Origin of the sequence: Streptomyces sp. RGM 3693, from assembly GCF_050471125.1 — a bacterium.
In the GTDB taxonomy this organism is placed as follows: domain Bacteria; phylum Actinomycetota; class Actinomycetes; order Streptomycetales; family Streptomycetaceae; genus Streptomyces.
The window spans coordinates 945459-965302 of the sequence record NZ_JBMPPQ010000001.1; the positions used below are offsets into that span (position 1 = coordinate 945459).

General features: G+C 69.2%; 18 protein-coding genes. 10 read left to right on the forward strand and 8 right to left on the reverse strand.

Going from position 1 to position 19844, the window contains the following annotated elements:
* Nucleotides 1–132 precede the first annotated feature (132 nt).
* The 7 genes from pyrH to ACO0M4_RS04065 all read left to right on the forward strand — a co-directional run bounded on the left by pyrH (nt 133) and on the right by ACO0M4_RS04065 (nt 8173).
* Nucleotides 133–903 carry a UMP kinase gene (gene pyrH, locus ACO0M4_RS04035; protein ID WP_016572241.1) on the forward strand — a complete coding sequence of 257 codons (771 nt, stop codon included), beginning with the start codon at nt 133–135 and terminating at the stop codon, nt 901–903.
* A 175-nt stretch (nt 904–1078) separates the two neighbouring features.
* Entirely contained in the window at nt 1079–1636 is a 558-nt protein-coding gene (gene frr, locus ACO0M4_RS04040; RefSeq protein WP_366337560.1) for a ribosome recycling factor, read from the forward strand.
* Complete coding sequence (locus ACO0M4_RS04045) at nt 1636–2778, forward strand: phosphatidate cytidylyltransferase (RefSeq protein WP_430368212.1); 1143 nt, start codon at nt 1636–1638, stop codon at nt 2776–2778. Before frr ends, ACO0M4_RS04045 begins: the two co-directional genes overlap by 1 nt.
* A 168-nt stretch (nt 2779–2946) precedes the next feature.
* Nucleotides 2947–4059, forward strand: a complete 1113-nt coding sequence (rlmN, locus tag ACO0M4_RS04050; RefSeq protein WP_430368213.1) for a 23S rRNA (adenine(2503)-C(2))-methyltransferase RlmN — start codon at nt 2947–2949, stop codon at nt 4057–4059.
* A gap of 257 nt (nt 4060–4316) precedes the next feature.
* Nucleotides 4317–5399, forward strand: coding sequence for a thiamine ABC transporter substrate-binding protein (locus tag ACO0M4_RS04055; protein ID WP_430368214.1), 1083 nt, complete (start codon nt 4317–4319; stop codon nt 5397–5399).
* A gap of 53 nt (nt 5400–5452) precedes the next feature.
* Nucleotides 5453–7102, forward strand: a complete 1650-nt coding sequence (locus ACO0M4_RS04060; RefSeq protein ID WP_430368215.1) for an ABC transporter permease — start codon at nt 5453–5455, stop codon at nt 7100–7102.
* A complete protein-coding gene (locus ACO0M4_RS04065; protein WP_430368216.1) occupies nt 7103–8173 on the forward strand; it encodes an ABC transporter ATP-binding protein in 1071 nt (356 codons plus the stop codon).
* Between the two features lie 54 nt (nt 8174–8227).
* Here the strand turns inward: ACO0M4_RS04065 and ACO0M4_RS04070 are convergent, their stop codons facing one another.
* Both ACO0M4_RS04070 and ACO0M4_RS04075 read right to left on the reverse strand, forming a co-directional pair.
* Nucleotides 8228–8914 (reverse strand): response regulator, encoded by a 687-nt coding sequence (locus ACO0M4_RS04070; protein ID WP_430368217.1) that lies wholly within the window; start codon nt 8912–8914, stop codon nt 8228–8230.
* The gene (locus tag ACO0M4_RS04075; RefSeq protein ID WP_430368218.1) at nt 8908–10062 is read right to left on the reverse strand and encodes a sensor histidine kinase; all 1155 of its coding nucleotides are present in this window, start codon (nt 10060–10062) and stop codon (nt 8908–8910) included. The genes ACO0M4_RS04070 and ACO0M4_RS04075 overlap by 7 nt, the downstream gene beginning before the upstream one ends.
* Before the next feature lie 461 nt (nt 10063–10523).
* Between ACO0M4_RS04075 and ACO0M4_RS04080 the strand changes: the two genes are divergently transcribed.
* Nucleotides 10524–10961 carry a hypothetical protein gene (locus ACO0M4_RS04080; RefSeq protein ID WP_430368219.1) on the forward strand — a complete coding sequence of 146 codons (438 nt, stop codon included), beginning with the start codon at nt 10524–10526 and terminating at the stop codon, nt 10959–10961.
* A 492-nt stretch (nt 10962–11453) separates the two neighbouring features.
* Nucleotides 11454–11978, forward strand: a complete 525-nt coding sequence (locus ACO0M4_RS04085; protein ID WP_430371234.1) for a glycosyltransferase — start codon at nt 11454–11456, stop codon at nt 11976–11978.
* Here the strand turns inward: ACO0M4_RS04085 and ACO0M4_RS04090 are convergent.
* The 3 genes from ACO0M4_RS04090 to ACO0M4_RS04100 form a co-directional block, all read right to left on the reverse strand.
* Complete coding sequence (locus ACO0M4_RS04090; RefSeq protein WP_430371235.1) at nt 11895–12947, reverse strand: hypothetical protein; 1053 nt, start codon at nt 12945–12947, stop codon at nt 11895–11897. The genes ACO0M4_RS04085 and ACO0M4_RS04090 overlap by 84 nt on opposite strands.
* A gap of 360 nt (nt 12948–13307) precedes the next feature.
* Nucleotides 13308–13511, reverse strand: a complete 204-nt coding sequence (locus ACO0M4_RS04095) for an LOG family protein (RefSeq protein ID WP_430368220.1) — start codon at nt 13509–13511, stop codon at nt 13308–13310.
* An 845-nt stretch (nt 13512–14356) separates the two neighbouring features.
* Nucleotides 14357–14764 (reverse strand): MarR family winged helix-turn-helix transcriptional regulator, encoded by a 408-nt coding sequence (locus ACO0M4_RS04100; protein WP_430368221.1) that lies wholly within the window; start codon nt 14762–14764, stop codon nt 14357–14359.
* A gap of 163 nt (nt 14765–14927) precedes the next feature.
* Between ACO0M4_RS04100 and ACO0M4_RS04105 the strand changes: the two genes are divergently transcribed.
* Nucleotides 14928–15350: a RidA family protein gene (locus ACO0M4_RS04105; RefSeq protein WP_430368222.1), complete on the forward strand. Its 423-nt coding sequence runs from the start codon at nt 14928–14930 to the stop codon at nt 15348–15350.
* Nucleotides 15351–16366: 1016 nt separating this feature from the next.
* Here ACO0M4_RS04105 and ACO0M4_RS04110 read toward each other — a convergent pair.
* The 3 genes from ACO0M4_RS04110 to ACO0M4_RS04120 form a co-directional block, all read right to left on the reverse strand.
* Nucleotides 16367–17545, reverse strand: coding sequence for a hypothetical protein (locus ACO0M4_RS04110; RefSeq protein WP_430368223.1), 1179 nt, complete (start codon nt 17543–17545; stop codon nt 16367–16369).
* Nucleotides 17527–18267: an ABC transporter ATP-binding protein gene (locus ACO0M4_RS04115; RefSeq protein ID WP_430368224.1), complete on the reverse strand. Its 741-nt coding sequence runs from the start codon at nt 18265–18267 to the stop codon at nt 17527–17529. Before ACO0M4_RS04115 ends, ACO0M4_RS04110 begins: the two co-directional genes overlap by 19 nt.
* A gap of 213 nt (nt 18268–18480) precedes the next feature.
* Entirely contained in the window at nt 18481–19842 is a 1362-nt protein-coding gene (locus tag ACO0M4_RS04120) for an aspartate aminotransferase family protein (protein WP_430368225.1), read from the reverse strand.
* Between the last annotated feature and the right edge of the window lie 2 nt (nt 19843–19844).

The following is a 19844-nucleotide window of genomic DNA, read 5'->3' on the forward strand; positions in this document are numbered from 1 at the left end:
GCCCCGCTAGGGTCGTACGCAGTCGGCCGCTCATCGGTCGGCCGCAGATGTGACGAGGAGGCCATTGCCGGACAGGGATCTGACCAAGACCCACGGCAATGGCCTTCTTCGTATGTGCACGAGGAGAGCTCAATGAATCACGGTGCCGACGGCGCGGACACACACAAAGCCGGGAACGGCGGCAGGCGGCGCTTCCTTCTGAAGCTGTCGGGCGAGGCGTTCGCCGGTGGCGGAGGACTGGGTGTCGACCCCGATGTCGTGCACGCCATCGCCCGCGAGATCGCCGCGGTGGTCCGTGACGGCTATGAGATCGCCATCGTGATCGGCGGCGGCAACTTCTTCCGCGGTGCCGAACTGCAGCAGCGCGGTATGGACCGGGCCCGCTCCGACTACATGGGCATGCTCGGTACGGTCATGAACTGCCTGGCCCTCCAGGACTTCCTGGAGAAGGAGGGCATCGACTCCCGCGTCCAGACGGCGATCACCATGGGCCAGGTCGCGGAGCCGTACATCCCGCTGCGCGCGGTGCGCCACCTGGAGAAGGGCCGGGTCGTCATCTTCGGCGCCGGCATGGGCATGCCGTACTTCTCCACCGACACCACCGCCGCCCAGCGCGCCCTGGAGATCGACGCCGAGGCCATGCTGATGGGCAAGAACGGTGTGGACGGGGTCTACGACTCCGATCCCAAGAAGAACCCGGACGCGGTCAAGTTCGACGCTCTCGAGTACGGCGAGGTCATCACCCGCGACCTGAAGGTCGCCGACGCCACCGCCATCACGCTGTGCCGGGACAACAAGCTCCCGATCCTCGTGTTCGAACTGCTCGCCGAGGGGAACATCGCGCGTGCGGTGAAGGGTGAGAAGATCGGCACGCTCGTCAGCGATCAGAACACCCGGGCCTGAGGGCCTCAACTGCCGTGATTCCGCACGGGCGTCGGCCCGTGCGGGCGGCAACCCCCGGTCGTGGGAAGACCTCGGTACGGGGATGGACAACCGCCTGCCGGTCGGACACCGTGCAGGAGAAGACGCGCGGCAGGGGCGAGGCTCTGCTTCTTACCGAAAAGACCAGGAGCAAGTGGTGATCGAAGAGATCCTCCTCGAAGCCGAGGAGAAGATGGAGAAGGCCGTCGTGGTCGCCAAGGAGGACTTCGCCGCGATCCGCACCGGGCGTGCGCACCCGGCGATGTTCAACAAGATCGTGGCGGACTACTACGGTGCCATGACGCCCATCAACCAGCTGGCGTCGTTCTCGGTGCCGGAGCCGCGGATGGCCGTGGTGACCCCGTTCGACAAGAGCGCACTGCGCAACATCGAGCAGGCGATCCGTGACTCGGACCTCGGCGTCAACCCGAGCAACGACGGCAACATCATCCGTGTGACGTTCCCGGAGCTCACCGAGGAGCGCCGCCGCGAGTTCATCAAGGTCGCCAAGAACAAGGCCGAGGACTCGAAGATCTCGATCCGCAGCGTGCGGCGCAAGGCCAAGGAATCGCTCGACAAGCTTGTCAAGGACAAGGAGTCGGGCGAGGACGAGGTGCGTCGCGCCGAGAAGGAGCTCGACGACATCACCGCGAAGTACGTCGCGCAGGTGGACGAGCTCCTCAAGCACAAGGAATCCGAGCTCCTAGAGGTCTGATGAACGAGTCATCCTGGGGGACCCCGCCCGGCGCCGGCCAGTGGGGACCGCCCGACCACGGACCGGCCGCCTCGCTGCGCGGTGCGGCGCCTCCCGTCCCGGCGGGTCCCCTGCACGACGGGGGCGGCGCGGCGCAGACTCGGCCCATGCCCATCGTGCCCGAGCCGGGCGGACACCAGGACGACCATCGGGACATCCGGGATAACTCGGACGACCGGGGGGCTGCTCGCCTGAGCGGCCCCCTGTTCCGCGACGACAGGCCGCAGGAGCCCATGCCCACCTCGCTCCCCGGGTCCGACAGCGACCCAGTGAAACCGCAGAAGAAGAGCGCGGGGCGCAATCTGCGCGCCGCCATAGGGGTCGGCGTCGGACTCGGCGCGGTCATCCTCGCCTCGCTCTTCGTCTACAAGCCGGTGTTCATCGGCGTCATAGCGATCGCCGTCGTCGTGGGCCTGTGGGAGCTGACCTCGCGGCTGGCGGAGCGCAAGGACATCCGGGTGCCGCTGGTCCCGCTCGCGATCGGCGGCACCGCCATGGTGGTCGCCGGATACGTGCGCGGCGCCGAAGGGGCATGGGTGGCGATGGCGCTCAGCGCGCTCGCCGTCCTCGTCTGGCGAATGACCGAGGCGCCCCAGAACTACCTCCGGGACGTCACCGCCGGCGTCTTCGCGGCCTTCTACGTCCCGTTCCTGGCAACCTTCGTGGCCCTGATGCTGGCGGCCGCGGACGACGGGCCGCAGCGGGTGCTGACCTTCCTGCTGCTGACGGTCGTCAGTGACACCGGGGCCTACGCGGTCGGCTGGCGCTTCGGGAAGAAGAAGCTCGCGCCGCGGATCAGCCCCGGCAAGACCCGCGAAGGACTCGTCGGCGCCGTGCTCTTCGCGATGGCGGCGGGCGCGCTGTGCATGCAGTTCCTGATCAAGGACGGCGTCTGGTGGCAGGGCTTGCTGCTCGGCCTCGCGGTCGCGGTCAGCGCCACCCTCGGTGACCTCGGCGAATCCATGATCAAGCGGGATCTGGGCATCAAGGACATGGGCACCCTGCTGCCCGGTCACGGCGGCATCATGGACCGGCTGGACTCCCTGTTGCCGACCGCCCCCGTGGTCTGGCTGCTGTTCGTGATCTTCGTGGGATCGGGCTGAGCGCCGCCGGTTACCCTTGAAGGGCGCGTCGCACATTCGCGGCGCGCCCTTTCCGCCCCCGCGACCGCGGGGGTGATCCGTGAGGCCTCCTGGTTCCGGCTCCGTCCGGCCCCTGGTTCCGCGTCGGCAGCAGCCGCCCAGCCTTGTCGCACAGAGGAGTTTCCGCCCATGGCACGCCCGGCCCCGGGAGAACTGACGTTTGTCGCCCCCCGCGGCGCGAAGAAGCCCCCTCGGCACCTCGCCGACCTCAGCCCGGTGGAACGCCGCGAGGCGGTGGCTGCGATCGGCGAGAAGCCGTTCCGCGCCAAGCAGCTGTCGCAGCACTACTTCGCCCGCTATGCGCACGACCCTGCGGAGTGGACCGACATCCCCGCGGCGGCGCGCGAGAAGCTGGCGGCGGAGCTGCTCCCGGACCTGATGTCGGTGGTGCGGCATATCTCGTGTGACGACGACACCACCCGCAAGACCCTGTGGCGGCTGCACGACGGCACCCTCGTCGAGTCCGTCCTGATGCGCTACCCGGACCGGGTCACCATGTGCATCTCCTCGCAGGCCGGCTGCGGTATGAACTGCCCGTTCTGCGCCACCGGCCAGGCTGGCCTGGACCGGAACCTCTCCACCGCCGAGATCGTGCACCAGATCGTCGACGGGATGCGGGCGCTGCGCGACGGCGAGGTGCCCGGGGGGCCGGCGCGGCTGTCCAACATCGTCTTCATGGGCATGGGGGAGCCGCTCGCCAACTACAAGCGGGTGGTCGGTGCCATCCGGCGGTTGACCGACCCCGAGCCGGACGGGCTGGGCCTCTCCCAGCGCGGCATCACCGTCTCCACGGTCGGGCTCGTGCCGGCGATGCTGAGGTTCGCCGACGAGGGCTTCAAGTGCCGGCTCGCGCTGTCGCTGCACGCGCCCGACGACGAGCTGCGGGACACCCTCGTGCCGGTCAACACTCGCTGGAAGGTCCGCGAGGTGCTCGACGCGGCGTGGGAGTACGCCGAGAAGTCCGGCCGTCGGGTCTCGATCGAGTACGCCTTGATCCGCGACATCAACGACCAGGGATGGCGCGGTGACCTGCTGGGACGGCTGCTCAAGGGCAAGCGGGTCCATGTCAACCTCATTCCGCTCAATCCGACGCCAGGCTCGAAGTGGACCGCCTCGCGGCCCGAGGACGAGCTGGCGTTCGTGCGGGCCATCGAGGCGCACGGCGTGCCCGTGACCGTTCGGGACACCCGGGGCCAGGAGATCGACGGTGCCTGCGGACAGCTCGCTGCCTCGGAGCGCTGAGCCACCCGCTGGTACGGTGTCGTCGAACAAATGCACATTCCGACAGGGGAGCGCCACAGCGCTGAGAGTGCGGACACGTCGTAGCCCTACGGCGCCCGCAGACCCTTGAACCTCGCCTGGGTCATTCCGGGTAGGAAGTTCGGTCGTCACTCATGCTGTTGCGCCCCGCCCACCGTCCGTTGCCGAACGTCACCGACGCAGAACGCAGCGGACACCGGGCGGGGCCGCGTCTCTTCCTGGCCAGCCAGGAGGAATCAGTGAGCACCACCAGCAGGATCACCGCGGCAGCGCTGGCTGCCGCGGCCGGTATGACCGCACTCGCCGGGTGCGGCAGCTCGGGCACCGGCGGCAACAGCGCCGACGCCAAGACCGTCACGCTCGTCAGCCATGACTCGTTCAACGCCTCCAAGTCCGTCCTGGCCGCCTTCGAGAAGGAGAGCGGCTACAAGGTCAAGGTGCTCAGGGGCGGGGACGCCGGCAAAGCCGTCAACCAGGCCATCCTGTCCAAGGACAACCCGCAGGGCGACGTTTTCTTCGGCATCGACAACACCCTGCTCTCGCGCGGCCTGAACGCCGGCATCTTCACCCCCTACAAGGCCAAGGGCCTGGACAGCGTCCCGGCCGACCTGCAGCTCGACAAGGACGCCCACTGGGTCACGCCCCTCGACTACGGCGACATCTGCGTCAACTACGACCGCGCCTACTTCACCCAGCACAAGCTCGCGCCGCCGCAGACCTTTGACGACCTGCTCAAGCCGCAGTACAAGGGACTGCTCGTCACGGAGAACTCCGCCACCTCCTCTCCGGGGCTCGCCTTCCAACTCGGCACCATCGCCACTCACGGCGAAGCCGGCTGGCCGGACTACTGGAAGAAGCTCAAGGCCAACGGCGTCGAGGTCGTCGACGGCTGGGAGCAGGCGTACAACGAGCGCTTCTCGGGCTCCGCCGCCGGCAAGGGCAAGGGGGACAAGCCGCTGGTGGTCTCCTACGCCTCCAGCCCGCCCGCCGAGGTGATGGGCAAGAACCCCGCTCCCAAGGAGGCCCCGACCGGCGTCGCGACCGGCACCTGCTTCCGACAGATCGAATTCGGCGGTCTGCTCAAGGGCGCCAAGAACGAGAAGGGCGGCAAGGCGCTGCTCGACTTCCTCTTGTCGAAGAAGTTCCAGGAGGACATGCCGCTGCAGATGTTCGTCAACCCGGCACGCACGGACGCCAAGGAGCCGGAGCTGTTCACCCGCTACGGCGCCAAGATCGATAAGCCGGCGGCGCTCGCACCAGAGACGATCACCAAGAACCGTGACCAGTGGATCAAGCAGTGGTCCTCGCTCGTTCTGAAGTAGCCCGCAGCCGCCGCAGGGGGCCCGCGCGGGGAACGGCGGTACGGCTCGGACTGATGGCCGTGCCACTCGCCTTCTTCGCGGTGTTCTTCGCCTACCCGGTCGCTGTGATCGTCGGCCGGGGGCTGAACGACGGCGGACAGTGGCAGCTCGGCCGGTTCAGTGCGGTGCTCGGTGATCCGGACGTCCTTCACGTGCTGTGGTTCACCCTGTGGCAAGCCGCCGCGTCGACCGCGTTGACGCTGCTGGTCGCCTTGCCCGGCGCTTACGTTTTCGCGCGTTTCGACTTCCCCGGCAAGCAACTGCTGCGGGCGGTGGTGGCGGTGCCGTTCGTCCTGCCCACCGTCGTCGTCGGCTCCGCTTTCCTGGCGCTGGTCGGACGGGGTGGACTGCTGGACGACCTGTGGGGCGTTCGGCTGGACACCTCGGTATGGGCGATCCTGCTGGCGCACGTCTTCTTCAACTACGCCGTTGTCGTCCGTACCGTCGGCGGACTGTGGGCCCAGCTCGACCCGCGTCAGGAAGAGGCGGCCCGGGTCCTGGGAGCCGGACGGTTCGCGGCCTGGCGGAAGGTGACGCTGCCCGCGCTGGGCCCGGCCGTGGCCGCAGCGGCGCTGATGGTGTTCCTCTTCACCTTCACCTCCTTCGGAGTCGTGCAGATCCTGGGTGGGCCGACCTTCTCCACTCTGGAGGTGGAGATCTACCGGCAGACCGCCGACTTCTTGGACCTGCCCACCGCCGCCGTCCTGACGTTGATCCAGTTCGCGGCCGTACTGGGCCTGTTGGCGCTGCACGCCTGGACCGTGCGACGCCGCGAATCCACCCTGCGGCTCGTCGACGCCTCCCGGACCGTTCGTCGCCCGCACGGCCCGGGCCAATGGGCGCTGCTGTGGGGCACGCTCACCCTCATCGCCGTGCTGCTCGTCCTGCCACTTGCCGTGCTCGTCGAGCGGTCCTTCGCCGGGCCTGACGGCTACGGGCTGATCTTCTACGAGACGCTGCGCGACGCGGCGTCCGCCGACAGCACCTTTGCCGTCGCCCCCCTCGACGCCCTCTGGAACTCCCTCGCCTACGGCGCGGCGGCCACCGCGATCGCCCTCCTGATCGGCAGCCTGGCGGCCGCCGCACTCACCCGCTCCCGGCCGGAGACCGGTCCGTCTGGGCGGACACCGATGATCACCCGGCTCCTGCGCGGCTTCGACGGGCTGCTGATGCTGCCCCTCGGGGTCTCCGCCGTGACCGTCGGCTTCGGTTTCCTGATCACCCTCGACAAGCCGCCGCTGGACCTGCGGGCCTCCTGGTGGCTGGTGCCACTCGCGCAGGCCCTGGTGGGCGTGCCGTTTGTCGTCCGCACGATGCTGCCCGTCCTGCGGGCGGTTGACCACAAGCTGAGGGAGGCAGCGGCCGTCCTCGGCGCCTCGCCCTGGCAGGTCTGGCGCGAAGTGGACCTGCCGATGGTCCGGCGGGCGCTGCTCATCGCGGCAGGCTTCGCCTTCGCCGTATCGCTCGGCGAGTTCGGCGCGACCGTCTTCATCGCACGGCCGGACCAGCCGACTCTGCCGGTGGCCGTCACACGACTGCTGGGCCGCGCGGGGGAGTTCAACTACGGCCAGGCGATGGCTCTGTCGACCATCTTGATGGTGGTGTGCGCGGGCGCCTTGCTGGCCCTGGAACGCATCCGTACCGATCACTCCGGGGAGTTCTAGATGACGGCACAGGCCGGGACCACGGCACCGGAAATGCTGCGGCTGGACGGCGTCACCGTTCACTTCGGCACGCCCGGTGCGCGCCCCGCCCTCGACGGGGTGGACCTGGACGTTGCCGCGCACGAAATCGTCTGCGTCCTGGGCCCTAGTGGTAGCGGCAAGTCCACTCTGCTGCGGGCGGTGGCCGGACTGCAGCACGCCGACGCGGGGGCGGTGCTGCTGGAGGGGCGCGACCAGGCGGGAGTGCCCACGCACCGGCGCGGCGTCGGGCTGATGTTCCAGGACCACCAGTTGTTCCCCCAGCGCGACGTCGCGGGAAATGTCGCGTTCGGGCTTCGGATGCGGCGATCTCCCCGCGCCGAGCAGGAGCGCGCGGTCACCGAACTGCTGGACCTCATCGGGCTGCCGGGCGCCGAGCGGAGGGCCGTGGCGTCGCTGTCCGGCGGCGAGCAGCAGCGGGTCGCGCTGGCACGTGCGCTCGCCCCACGCCCGCGGCTGCTGATGCTGGACGAGCCGCTTGGGCAACTGGACCGGGGGCTGCGTGAGCGCCTCGTCGTCGAACTGCGGCGACTCTTCCGAGAGTTGGGGACGACGGTGCTCGCCGTCACCCACGATCAGGGGGAGGCGTTCGCGCTCGCCGACCGTGTCGTGGTGATGCGGGACGGCCGGATCGCGCAGAGCGGCACCCCGCTGGAGGTCTGGCAGCGGCCCGCCACCGCATTCGTCGCCCGCTTCCTCGGCTTCGACAACGTGGTCGAGGCGACCGTGCAGGGCGAGTCCGCAGCCACCCCGTGGGGCAAGGTGCCGGTGCCGGAAGGCACCCCGGACGGTTCCTGTCGCCTGCTCGTCCGCCCGGCCGGCGTCCGGCTGACCTCCACGGCGGATGGGCTGCCCTGCACGGTCGCGGCCCGGACCTTCCGCGGCACACATGTCGCGTTGCTGCTCCAACCAGCGAGCGGGCCACAGGTGGAGGCGGCGTGCCCACTTCGCGAGGCGCCTGAGACCGGGGACCGGGTGGGGATCTCCTTCGCCGCCGAGGACGTGGTGGTGCTGGACGACGCGGCGGAATGACCGCGCCGCGTACCGGTGCTGTGCCATGGATCGCTCCTGAAGGGTCGGGCGCCACTAGCTGCGCGGGGGAGGGGCAGGGCGCCGGCCCTGCGGGACGACCAGCCCCAGCTCATAGGCGAGGATCACCGCCTGGGCGCGGTCACGGAGATCCATCTTCGTGAAGAGCCGGTTGATGTGCGTTTTGACGGTGTGATCGGTGATCGTCAGTCGTGCGGCGATTTCTGAGTTGGACAACCCCTGGGCGATGTGGACGAGCACCTCCACCTCACGGCCGGTCAGTTCCCGCACCGTGCGCACGGGAACTGGCGCCGACCGCTGTTTGACGAACTCCGCGATCAGCCGCTTGGTCAACTCGGGAGCCAGCAGCGCATTGCCCTCCGCCACCACCCTTACGGCATGCAGGAGTTCGGGGAACGTGGTGTCCTTGAGGAGGAATCCACTGGCGCCGGCCGCGAGCGCGTCATACACGTACTCATCGACTCCGAACGTGGTCAGCATCAGCGCCTTGGTGGCACCGCCGGACGCCTGAGTGATCTCACGGGCGGCTTCGATACCGTTCTTGTGCGGCATTCGAATGTCCAGCAGCGCGAGGTCGGGGCGCTGCTCCGCGGCGATCCGGACTGCCTGAACACCGTCCTCCGCCTCACCGACCACCTCGATGTCGTCCTGCGTTCCCAGGAGGTTGACGAACCCGGTGCGGACGATGGCCTGATCGTCGGCCACGATTGCTCTGATCACCATGGGAATTCCGCCTCTACGAGAAAGCCGCCGTCCGGGCCCGGGCTCGCGGTGAGCTTCCCACCAAGCAACGCCGCCCGCTCCTCCATGCCGACCAGGCCATGGCCGACATGGGCCACGCCCGGTGCGCCTGGCCCGTCATCCGCAATGCGCACCGCCAGCCGGTCGGGCCGGTAGTCGATCTCCACCACCGCATGGGCTCCCGGCGCGTGTCGACGGACATTGTTCAGCCCCTCCTGCACGATGCGGTACGCCGACAACTCACAGGACGTGGGCAACGCGACCCGGTCACCGCTGATCCGCAGCTCCACCTCACCGCCCACCGACCGGTGCTGTGCTATCAGCTCGCCCAACGTGTCCAAGGTCGGTTGGGGCGCCGTACCGGTGCGATCCTCAGGGTCCGTCCGCAGCACCCCCAGGAGCCGGCGCAGCTCCGCCATCGACGCGCGGGCAGACGTGGCGATCTGCTGAAAGCCCTCGCGGGCCTGCGGCGACAGATCCGGTGTGGTGTAGGTGGCGCTCTCCGCCTGCACGGCGATCACGGAGACGGAGTGCGACACGACGTCGTGCAATTCGCGGGCGATCACCGCCCGTTCGGCCTCGGCAGCCTGACGCCGTTCCATCGCGAGGAGCCGGGCCTGCGCGGCCGTCCGCTCGCGCTGAGTTTCCTCGCGCGCGCGTACCGCGTCGCCCATCGATACCGCGGCCAGGACCGCGACGGTCAGGACGAACCACTCGGCAAGCAGGTCGACGGAGTACGACCTCGGGTGCCAGGACGCGATATGCCAGACATTCGCCGCGAAGGAGAGCGCCGAACCGGTACCGACGAGCAGCGCCGGATGCGTCACGCGGTGGCGTCCGAGGGTGTAGCACGCGACGAGTCCGCTGACGGCCGCCGCAATATAGAGGTCTGTCCCGGCAGCGAAACTCACCAGGACCGCTGAGGCCGAGAGGGCTGCGATGGCCGGGCGCGCACGACGCCATGGCAGTGCCGCCGCGGACAGCAGCACGCCCAGCGCGATCACCAGCGAGTGCCGCGGCACGACCACCAGCTCCACGGCCGCGAACGCCGTGAGCGTCCCGCCGGAGACCCAGGGATAAGACGGCGACGCGACCCACGCACGGAGCCGCTGCCGGAGAGAGATGCTCATGCCGTTATTTTTTCGGTTCGCGGTAGCGGTCGCGTCGCCGCACGGGTTGATCCATGGCCGCCATGTCATGCCACGGGTTGACGTCGAAGTTCGGTTGCTCGTTTGACGCTCCGTGGTCCGGCCGTCCATAGCCTCGTGATCAAGGCGAGGACGGGAGCGTAATGAAGAATCAACTGACCTGCAAAGTAAGGGAATTGGCGTCGTGTGGCGAGTTGCTGCGGGTTTCGCTTACGCCGCGGGGTGGGGGCGGCGGTCAGAGCGGACGCAGGTGCCGCGAGGTCTGGGGATGGGGTGCGTGCACGATCGCCGCGCTCGGCCTGGGACTCCTCACCACCCTTCCCCCACACCGCATCTGGGGTCTCTCCGCGGCAGTCGGATACGGCCGCGCGGCGACGGCCGCGGCACTTCGCGTGAAAGGGTGGCGGACACCACGAGCTTCCGCTGTTACCAGTCAACTTCCGGTGCTGCTCGCGGTGGTGGGTCCGGTGTTCGTGCCGATATTCCTTCTCGTGCTGGGTGGCAGCGCACAGCTTGAGGTCGCGGTCGTTGAGCGCTCCAGCGACCTGCTGCTGCACTTCAGTAGTCCCCACATACCCGCACCCGCCACGGTCGCGGACTACAACCCGTACCCTCCGGGCATGGCGGTCTTCGGCCTGCCTCACGCGGTGTTCGGTGACGGGCTTCTGACGGACGCACGATGGTGGATGGCCGGCACCTTCTTCCTGGCGACGGCCGCCGCGGTGAGGACACTCGTCCGGCGCGTTCGTGAGCGGAGTCCGACCGCCGGCTCGGGTACCGTGCCGCATTCCACCGCGACAGCACACCTGTGCTGCTGCGGCTCGCGGCCTGCCCGCTGGTGGCCCTGCCGGTGGCTGTCGGTGGGATCGACCTTCCGGTGATCGGCCTGATGTGCTGGGGCCTGGTCGCGGCCGGATGCGGCAAGTCGGGGCGCGGGGCTGCTGCTGGGCATCGCAGCAGCGCTGAAGTGGACGGCCTGGCCCGCTGTGCCCGTCGCGCTCGTGCTGGCGGCCGCCAGGCACAGCCGGCGCCAGGCCGTTACCTGTGGCGCTGTGGCAATGCTGACGGTATCGACAGTGGCTCTCCCCTTCCTGCTCACAGCCCCTGGCGCCTTCGCCGAAAACGTCCTGGAGTTCCCGCTCGGGTTGGGGACGACGGCGTCACCTGCCGAAAGTCCGTTGCCCGGGCGGCTCCTGGCCACCTACGTTCCGGGCGGGACACTCGTCGCGATGGTGCTGTTGGCGGCCACCGCCATCGGCATTGCCGCCTCTCTGCAGCTGCACAGGCTTCCCACCACGGAGTCCATGGATGAGGCAGCGATCTTCGCGGGCGCCCAACCGCATCGTGCCCACCCGACGTCTACGCCGCGGCCGATGCTTTGCCGCACTCGACGACGCGGGCTGGAGGTTGAGGGTCTGGGCATCGTCTTCCTGGAGGCGGCGGCCGCCGGACTCCCGCTACTGGTCGGCGACTCGGGCGGTCTGCCAGACGCTGTACACGACGGTGAGACGAGGCATGTGGTGAACGGACGAAGTCTCGCCGTCGTGGCGGCGCGGCTGATAGCCATGCTCACCGACCCGGGTGCCGCGCGGGCGATGGGCGAGAAGGGCCGGGCCTGGGTGGCAGCGGAGTGGGACTGGGCCCGGTCCTGTGAAGAATGGTGCTGTTGCTGGTCAGGAAGCCGTGAGCGAGCACGGGATATCGGGCAGTTTGCCCGAACACTCCGGCGTCGGCCCCGGCCGCACACGGTCGCCCGAGGCCACCGCGGGCGAGGGCCGTGGTACCGGCACCACCCGTGGCATCAGCAGTGGCCTTCACACCGCCGCGCTCCGTGGCCTCTCCGTAGACGAGCCCCCGGTCTCCACAGGCTCCTTGCCGCCCCCGTCCGGTCCAGCTGAGCCGGACTCCAGGCCCGCGCCGTTTCTCTGATCCGATCCGGCCGCAGGCCCGGCAGCCGGCTCCCGATCCGAACCCAACTCCTGAGCCGGCCCCGGTCCCGACTCCGGCTCGCCGAACCAGGCGACCGCGACGGCCCCGGCCACAGCGACCACGAAGCCGAGGATCGCCATCCAGGCGAAGCCCGGACGAGAGGAGTCACCCAGCCACAGCACTCCGAGGATGCCGGGCACCACGGTCTCGCCCACCACCAGCGCGGCCGTGGCGCCGTTCACCGAACCGATCTGCAGGGCGACGGTGTGGAGATACATTCCGCCGATGCCCGCGACCAGGATCGCGTACAACGCAGGGTCGCCGAGAAGGGACGGCAGACGGAACGGGTCCACACCATTCAGGACGCGTACGCCGACGCCGAGGGCGCCGAATCCCAGGCCGGACAGCAGCCCGGCGAGGATCGCGGCCCGTCCGCCGAGCAGACGCACGATCAGGATGCCGCCACCGATGAGCGCAACCGAGGCGGCCAGCAACCACCAATGGGTGCTGATCGGCGTATGGCTGCCGCCCTCCGGACCGGCGGCGGTGGCCAGCAGCACCAGTGCCGAGCAGACGACACCGATGGAAGCCCATTCACGACAGGTGAGGCGAATGTTGAGGAGCTTGATGCTCAGCACTGCCGTGATCACGAGGTTCGCGCTGATCACGGTCTGCGACAGGAACAGTGGCAGCATCCGCGCCGCGAGCGCGCCCAGCCCGAAACCTATGAAGTCCAGCACAGTGCCGACCATGAATTGCCAGGTCACGGCCGCCTTGGCGGTCGACGACAGGCTGGGGCCGCCGTGCTGCGTGACGGCGCTGCTGGATGCCTTCGCCGCCTCCTGGCGAGCGGACTTCCGCGACCCCACCGCCTGAAGGACCGAACCCGTGCCATAGCAGGCGGACGCCGCTATGGCCGTCAGAAGGCCGAGGATCACCGAAAGCTCCGTTCGCACGCCGTATTACCTGTTCATTACCTGGCTTGGCAGACGCGCATTTCGGGATGTGAGTTGCCTCCATGGGCAAAAAGATCTCTTGCTGCCAGGGCTTCGGGGAGGGAAGGGGGTGCGACGGCGGGTTCGAGGAGGTCTTTCCGCTGGCTCGGGGGAACTCCCGGCACGGGCGTTTCGCGGGCCTCCGCGCACCGCCGACTTACGGGAGCTCCCTATGCTGCCTCGGGCGTCGCTGTATGGCGGTCTGCCGCCGGCACTCCGCACAGCGGCCGCAGGAACAGCGTCAGGAACGGCCGCGGCAGCTGACCCTGGTCATGGGGCGGGCCAGTGTCTTGGGGGCGTCGTTCAAGTTTCGACCGGGGCGATCCGGAGCGCTATCGGGTGGCCGACCACAAGTGTTTGGAGTAAGGGCCGGACCGGCAGCGTGCCGGTCCAGTGCTCGCGGTTCACCAGCATCATGGGCGTCGGTTCGCTGTGCGACTGGTGGGAGTGTGTGGTCGTGGCGTGGAAGACCTCCTGCACGGTCCCCGCACCACCGGGCAGGAACACCGCGCCGGTGTTCGGCCAGGCCAGCAGACACTCCTCATGGCATGGGTCGACGAAGCGCTCCGCCAGGTGGGACGCGAAGGCGTTCGGGAGCTCATGCTCATACGATCAACTGGGCACGGCGACGGAGGGGGCACTGCCCGGTCGGCTCCGAAGCGCTTCGAAAGCGGAGCGCGCCCGTTCCGAGACCGAGGGCTTGAAGCGCGGCGCCTTGGAGTGGGGTTCCGGTGTCGCGTCGAGCATGGTGTCCTCGGCCGGCACGGTGTACGCCCGAGGTCCGTGCCTCCCTCGCACCGGGGCCGCCGCCGGGCGCAAGGTCAGGCCATCGCGGCTCAGCCGACGCCCGAGCTTGGCCGTGCCCGTGTAAGGGGCGGAGCCGCGCTCCAGGGGGTGGTGCCCGCCCTGGATTCCCACCACGCGCACCGGCGTGATCCGGTTCAGAGCGTCCGAGAGGGCGCCGTCATGAAGGCTTCGCAGCATGCCGGGGACCCACGGTGCCGGCCGCCCCGGTCTCCTAGCGTCAGCCGTAAGTGCGGGCGTCCGGGGTGCGGTGACAAGAGTCGGGCAGTCCGTTGAAGAGTTCGTCGGTTGTTGAGAGTGCCCGCGATGCGGGTCGAACGGAAGGTCCGGCGCCGGTGGGAACGTCTCTGGGGCGAGCGGGGCGAGCGGGGCGAGCGGGGTGAACCTACGGTCCGTCAAGCCAAGGGAGTGGATGCGGTATCCGGCGAGGCTGCCGGTCGCGGTGACCTGGTTGAACTCCGCGAGCCAGTCGATCGCGCGGTTGTGTCAGCGGAGGTGGCGGGGTGTCGGGGTATCGGGGTGCTGCGTTCGACTGCACGCCTCTCATGTCAGGGGCGCAGGGACTTCACCAGGGGCCCGAGCAAGCCGTCTTCGGCGGCGGAGTCCAGAGCGGTGCGCAGCGCGCTGTCGTACGTCGGGCGGGCCCTGCTCTGTGCTTCGCGGCCCTCGTTGGTGATCACGCTGTAGACACCGCGTCGGTCGTCGGGGCACAGGTCCCGGCGGGTCAGACCGGACGACTCCAGCCGCGAGGCCAGCCGACTGACGGAACTCTGGTTGAGGCCGATGAGATCCGCGAGCTCTTGCATCCGCAGCTCGCCGTCCTCCGACTCCGCCAGTCGGGCCAGCGCGCGGTACTCGGAGAGGCCGAGCCTGTGGCGCTGTTGCAGGGCCTTCGCGAGCTCCTGCTCGACGCGTGTGTGCAGTGCTCCGAACCGGTCCCAGTGCTCCGCGTCCATCGATTCCGCTTTCTTCCCTCGTCCGCCTTCTCTGGCGCGTCCCGCCCCGGACGCCTTCCGAGGCATCTTCCACTGATGCGCTTGACATCAGCGTACATGCGCCTGAAACTTATGTATGTGCATGCAAGGGATGTGTGGACATGGAACTTTGAGGGGGAGCGTCATGTCGTTGACGGATGTCGCAGAAGTGGGAAGTGCGCAGGAGATTCAGCGAATTGCGACCACGCCGGACTGGTACGAGCCGTACAAGATTTCACAGGCCATCAAGGCCGGCGGACTGATCCATGTATCAGGGCAGGCGGGGATCGATGAACAGGGGCGGACCGTTTCGGATGACTTCCTGACCCAGGGGCGTCAGGCGTTCGCGAATGTCGAGCGGGTGCTCACCGAGGCCGGCGCGTCGCTCGCCGACGTGGTGAAGGTCGGAATCTTCGTCACGGACATGGCCACCGACCTCGGCCATGTCATCACCTTGCGCGAGGAGTTCTTGTCCGAGCCCTATCCCGCGGACACCTTGCTCGAGGTCTCGTCGCTGGCCCAACCGGAGTGGCGAATAGAGGTCGAGGTCACCGCCCTCGCCCGCTGAAGCCCAAGCCCCCAGGGGTTGCCGGACAGTCCGGGGCGCACGGCCCAAGTCCCTGCCCCTGCCAGGCGCGCCTCGCCCCGTCCAGGACCTCGGTTTCTCCCCGGGCAGCGGCTGGGCGCTGGGCGACGCCGATGCCGATGCCGGTGCCGGTGCCGACACCAAGGGGATCCAGACCGGCCGGATCCCACCGGGACGGGGCCCAGGGGCATCACCCGCAGCAATTTCATCGCGCCACGGTCCTGAGCCCTGCCAGCCTGCCAGCCTTCCGACCAATCGCCGCCACTCTGCACACGGGCCCGCCGGACCGAGCTGCCCTTGCCTGCCTCTGCCGGCCGCTCCGCCCCTATCGGCTGCTCCGCCTCTCCGCCTCGTCGGCTCACCCCGCTCCAGCAGCAAGCAAGTCCAGTTGCATCCCCACGGCCCTCGGCACCCTTCCTCGCACCGGAAGAACGCGCATACAAGGGAGTGCAGGCACAGGCGAACGCACATATCCCGCAAGGGACTTCAGTACACGGTCCTTTGGTATTCGCCCCTCCGGCGCAGGGTGTTGGCCGCGTCAACCCTCGACGCTCCGGATCGGCGGCACCGAGCTTCAGGGCCGCACATCGCCGCCGAAACAACGCCTCTGGGGTCCGGGCCGCAACGAACAACGCCTCAGCGAATTTCGCCTCACGGGATATCGCCTAAGACCTCGTGGTCTCAGGGGTACCCCATGGGCCAGCGGCCACCCAACCGCGCCCAACGAGCCGGAGCCCAATGAGCCGGAACTCAACGGGCCGCAGGACCCATCGCCGGACCTCAACAAGGCCAGCGTCCGACAGGCCAAGCGCTGGCATCAACGAGTGGGAATCCACCGCGCTGGAACTCAAAAAGACCGGAACCCACCACACGAGAACCCACCACACAGGAACTCACGAGGCCGGAACTCGCGAGGCCGGAACCCACGAGGCCGGAAATCCGGCGCCCCATTTCCGAGGCACCAGAGTTCCCCGGTCTGGAGCTCCACGCGCCCCAACTCAGTGCACCAGCGGAAGTGTGGCCATTTCGGCGACGGTCCAGGTCAGGGGGCCGAGGACGAGCAACAAGGCCAGGGCTCGGAGGGCCGTCGCGCGGTGGAAGGCGGAGGCGGATGCGCCAAGCCGGCGCAGGGCGGCCGTGGTGCGGGCACGAGCCGTCCGGGATTCCAGGGCGGCGGAGAGTGCGCTGACGGTGACGCAGGCGAGGACGATCGCCGCGCCGATCGCAGTGAACGGACCGAGGGGACGGGAAGGAGCAGCTTGATATACCGCGACGGCGGCGTAGGTACCGGAGGCGACCGCGCACATGACGCCGAGCGGGTGGCCCAGGCGAAGTGACTCCTCCTGGAGCACACGCCCGGACAGCAGTCGCAGAGCGCCGGGGCGGCCCGCACACAGCAGTTGGCCGGACAGGTACACCAGGCCGGGGCCGGCCAGGACGAGGCCGAAGGCGGCCATGGCCCAGCCGGCGAGGAGGCCCGGCGGGCTGCCGATCAGCCGGCCGGGAAGGGGCAGCAGTCCGCCGGGGGTGCCGGTGGCGGGGCTGGTGTAGGCCTCGATGGCCAGGCCGGCCGCGGTCAGGGCGACGCCCCAGGGGAGCCCGGAGGGGGCGGCCTCGGTGGTCGAGGCGGGTTCGGTGTCGACGGCGCCCGCTTCGGCGCGGGGGCGGAGTGAGAAGGCGGTGGCCGCGGCGGCGGTCAGTGGGACGAGGGCCAGCAGCATGAGGGCGCCGATCAGCGGCAGCGGGTGGCCGGCGCCGAGCAGACCGGCGTCGATGGTGCGGGAGCCGGTGGTGCGGGCGGCGTCGCCGAAGTCGCCGCGGAGGGCCAGGAAGACGACGAGGGAGAGGAGGACGCCGAGGGCGCAGGAGAGGGCGGTGGAGGCCGCGGCGAGCAGGGTGAGCCGGAACGGGCCCAGACCGGCGGCGGTCATGCCGCGCTGAAGGCGGGCGGCCGGGTCCGTACGGGCCACGGAAACGGCGAGCTGGGCGGTGGCCGCGAGCGGGGCGGCGCACCACAGGAGCCGGGCCAGGGAGTCGCCGGCCGTGGCGGGGTGGGCGGCGGCGTGACCGAGGGCGGCCAGTACCAGGAAGCCCGTGCCGGCCGCTGCGGCGGCGACGAGGAGCCGGCGCAGCAGAACGAGGGGGTGAACGCGGAAGGCTAGACGGAGAGCGAGCACGCTGCCCTGCTTTCCTCATCGGAGGCGCCGGCGTTCTCGGGGGCGGCGCCCGAGCGGCGGCCGTCGAGGAGGCTGATCGTCCGGTCGGCGAGGGCGGCGACCTGGGGGTCGTAGGTCGCCAGGACCACGGTGATGTGGTGGGAGCGGGCCGCGGTGGTCAGGGTGCGCAGGACCTGGGTGCCGTCTGCGCTGTGCAGCGGGGCGGTGGGTTCGTCGGCGAAGAGCACCTGCGGAGTGGTGACCAGGGCGCGGGCGATGGCGACGCGCTGGCGCTGGGACTGGTCGAGCCGGGCGGGGCGTCGGCGGGCGCACATGCCCACGTCGAGGCGTTCCAGCCACTCGAGGGCAGTGTGCTTGGCCGCGCGGTGGCCGGTGCCGCGCAGCAGGAGGGGGAGGGCGGCGTTCTCCCAGACGGTGAGTTCGGGGACGAGGTGGGGTTCGGTGTCGATCCAGCCGAACCGTTCGAGACGCAGCCGCTCGCGGCTGGGGGAGGAGAGGGTGTGTACGGGGGCGCGGTTGAAGAAGATCTCGCCCTCGGACGGGACGAGTTGGCCGGACAGACACTTGAGGAGTGTGGTCTTGCCGCTGCCACGGGGGCCGGTGACGGCGAGGATCTCGCCCTCGCTCACACCGAGTGAGACCCCGGTGAGGGCGACGGTGGCGCCGTGCATGTGGTGCAGGCCGCGTGCCCAGAGAACGTCGTTGTCAGGCGGGGCCACCATCTGCACACCTCTCGCTTGTTCGCTGGTCGTTCCCCCGGTCGGGGGAACGACCACGGAGGGTATCGGTCACCAGCACGGTAAGGAATCGGGTCCCCGGTCATTTGTGGTTCGGCAGCCACAACGGCCCAGATTCACTCGTATGGATGGGAACGAGCGAATCCGGGCCGTCGAATGTTCACTTGTGTACTAGCGCACCAGGAGGTGACGCGATGATCAGAGCTTGGTCCACGCCTCGGTGAGGACGGAGCGCAGGATCTGCTCGATCTCGTCGAAGACCGACTGGTCGGCGATCAGCGGCGGGGCCAGCTGGATGACCGGGTCGCCACGGTCGTCGGCGCGGCAGTAGAGACCGTTGTCGTACAGCGCCTTGGAGAGGAAGCCGTAGAGGACGCGCTCGGTCTCCTCGTCGTTGAAGGACTCCTTGGTGGCCTTGTCCTTCACGAGCTCGATGCCGTAGAAGAAGCCGTTGCCGCGGACGTCGCCGACGATCGGCAGGTCGTGCAGCTTCTGCAGCGTGTTGAGGAAGTTGCCCTCGTTGTCGAGCACGTGCTGGTTGAGGCCCTCGCGCTCGAAGATGTCGAGGTTCGACAGCGCCACGGCCGAGGAGACCGGGTGGCCACCGAAGGTGTAGCCGTGCAGGAAGGTGTTGTCACCCTTGTAGAACGGCTCGGCGATGCGGTCGGAGATGATGCAGGCGCCGATCGGGGAGTAGCCCGAGGTCATGCCCTTGGCGCAGGTGATCATGTCCGGGACGTAGCCGAACTTGTCGCAGGCGAACATCGTGCCGAGGCGACCGAAGGCGCAGATGACCTCGTCGGAGACGAGCAGCACGTCGTACTGGTCGCAGATTTCGCGGACCCGCTGGAAGTAGCCGGGGGGCGGCGGGAAGCAGCCACCGGCGTTCTGCACCGGCTCCAGGAAGACCGCGGCGACGGTCTCCGGGCCCTCGAAGAGGATCTGCTGCTCGATCTGGTCGGCGGCCCAGCGGCCGAAGGCCTCGGGGTCGTCGCCGTGGATCGGGGCGCGGTAGATGTTGGTGTTCGGCACCTTGTGCGCGCCGGGGACCAGCGGCTCGAAGGGGGCCTTCAGGGCCGGCAGGCCGGTGATCGACAGGGCGCCCTGCGGGGTGCCGTGGTAGGCGACCGCGCGGGATATCACCTTGTGCTTCATCGGCTTGCCGGTGAGCTTGAAGTACTGCTTGGCGAGCTTCCAGGCGGTCTCGACGGCCTCGCCACCGCCGGTGGTGAAGAAGACCTTGTTGAGGTCGCCCGGGGCGTAGTTCGCCAGGCGCTCGGCCAGCTCCACACCCGTGGGGTGCGCGTAGGACCACAGCGGGAAGAAGGCCAGTTCCTGGGCCTGCTTGTAGGCGGTCTCGGCGAGCTCGACGCGGCCGTGGCCGGCGTTGACCACGAAGAGGCCGGCGAGGCCGTCGATGTAGCGCTTGCCCTTGTCGTCGTAGATGTTGGTGCCCTCGCCGCGCACGATCGTGGGCACGGAGGCGTTCTCGTACGACGACATGCGGGTGAAGTGCATCCACAGGTGGTCGTACGCCGTCTTGGAGAGGTCAGCGCTCATTG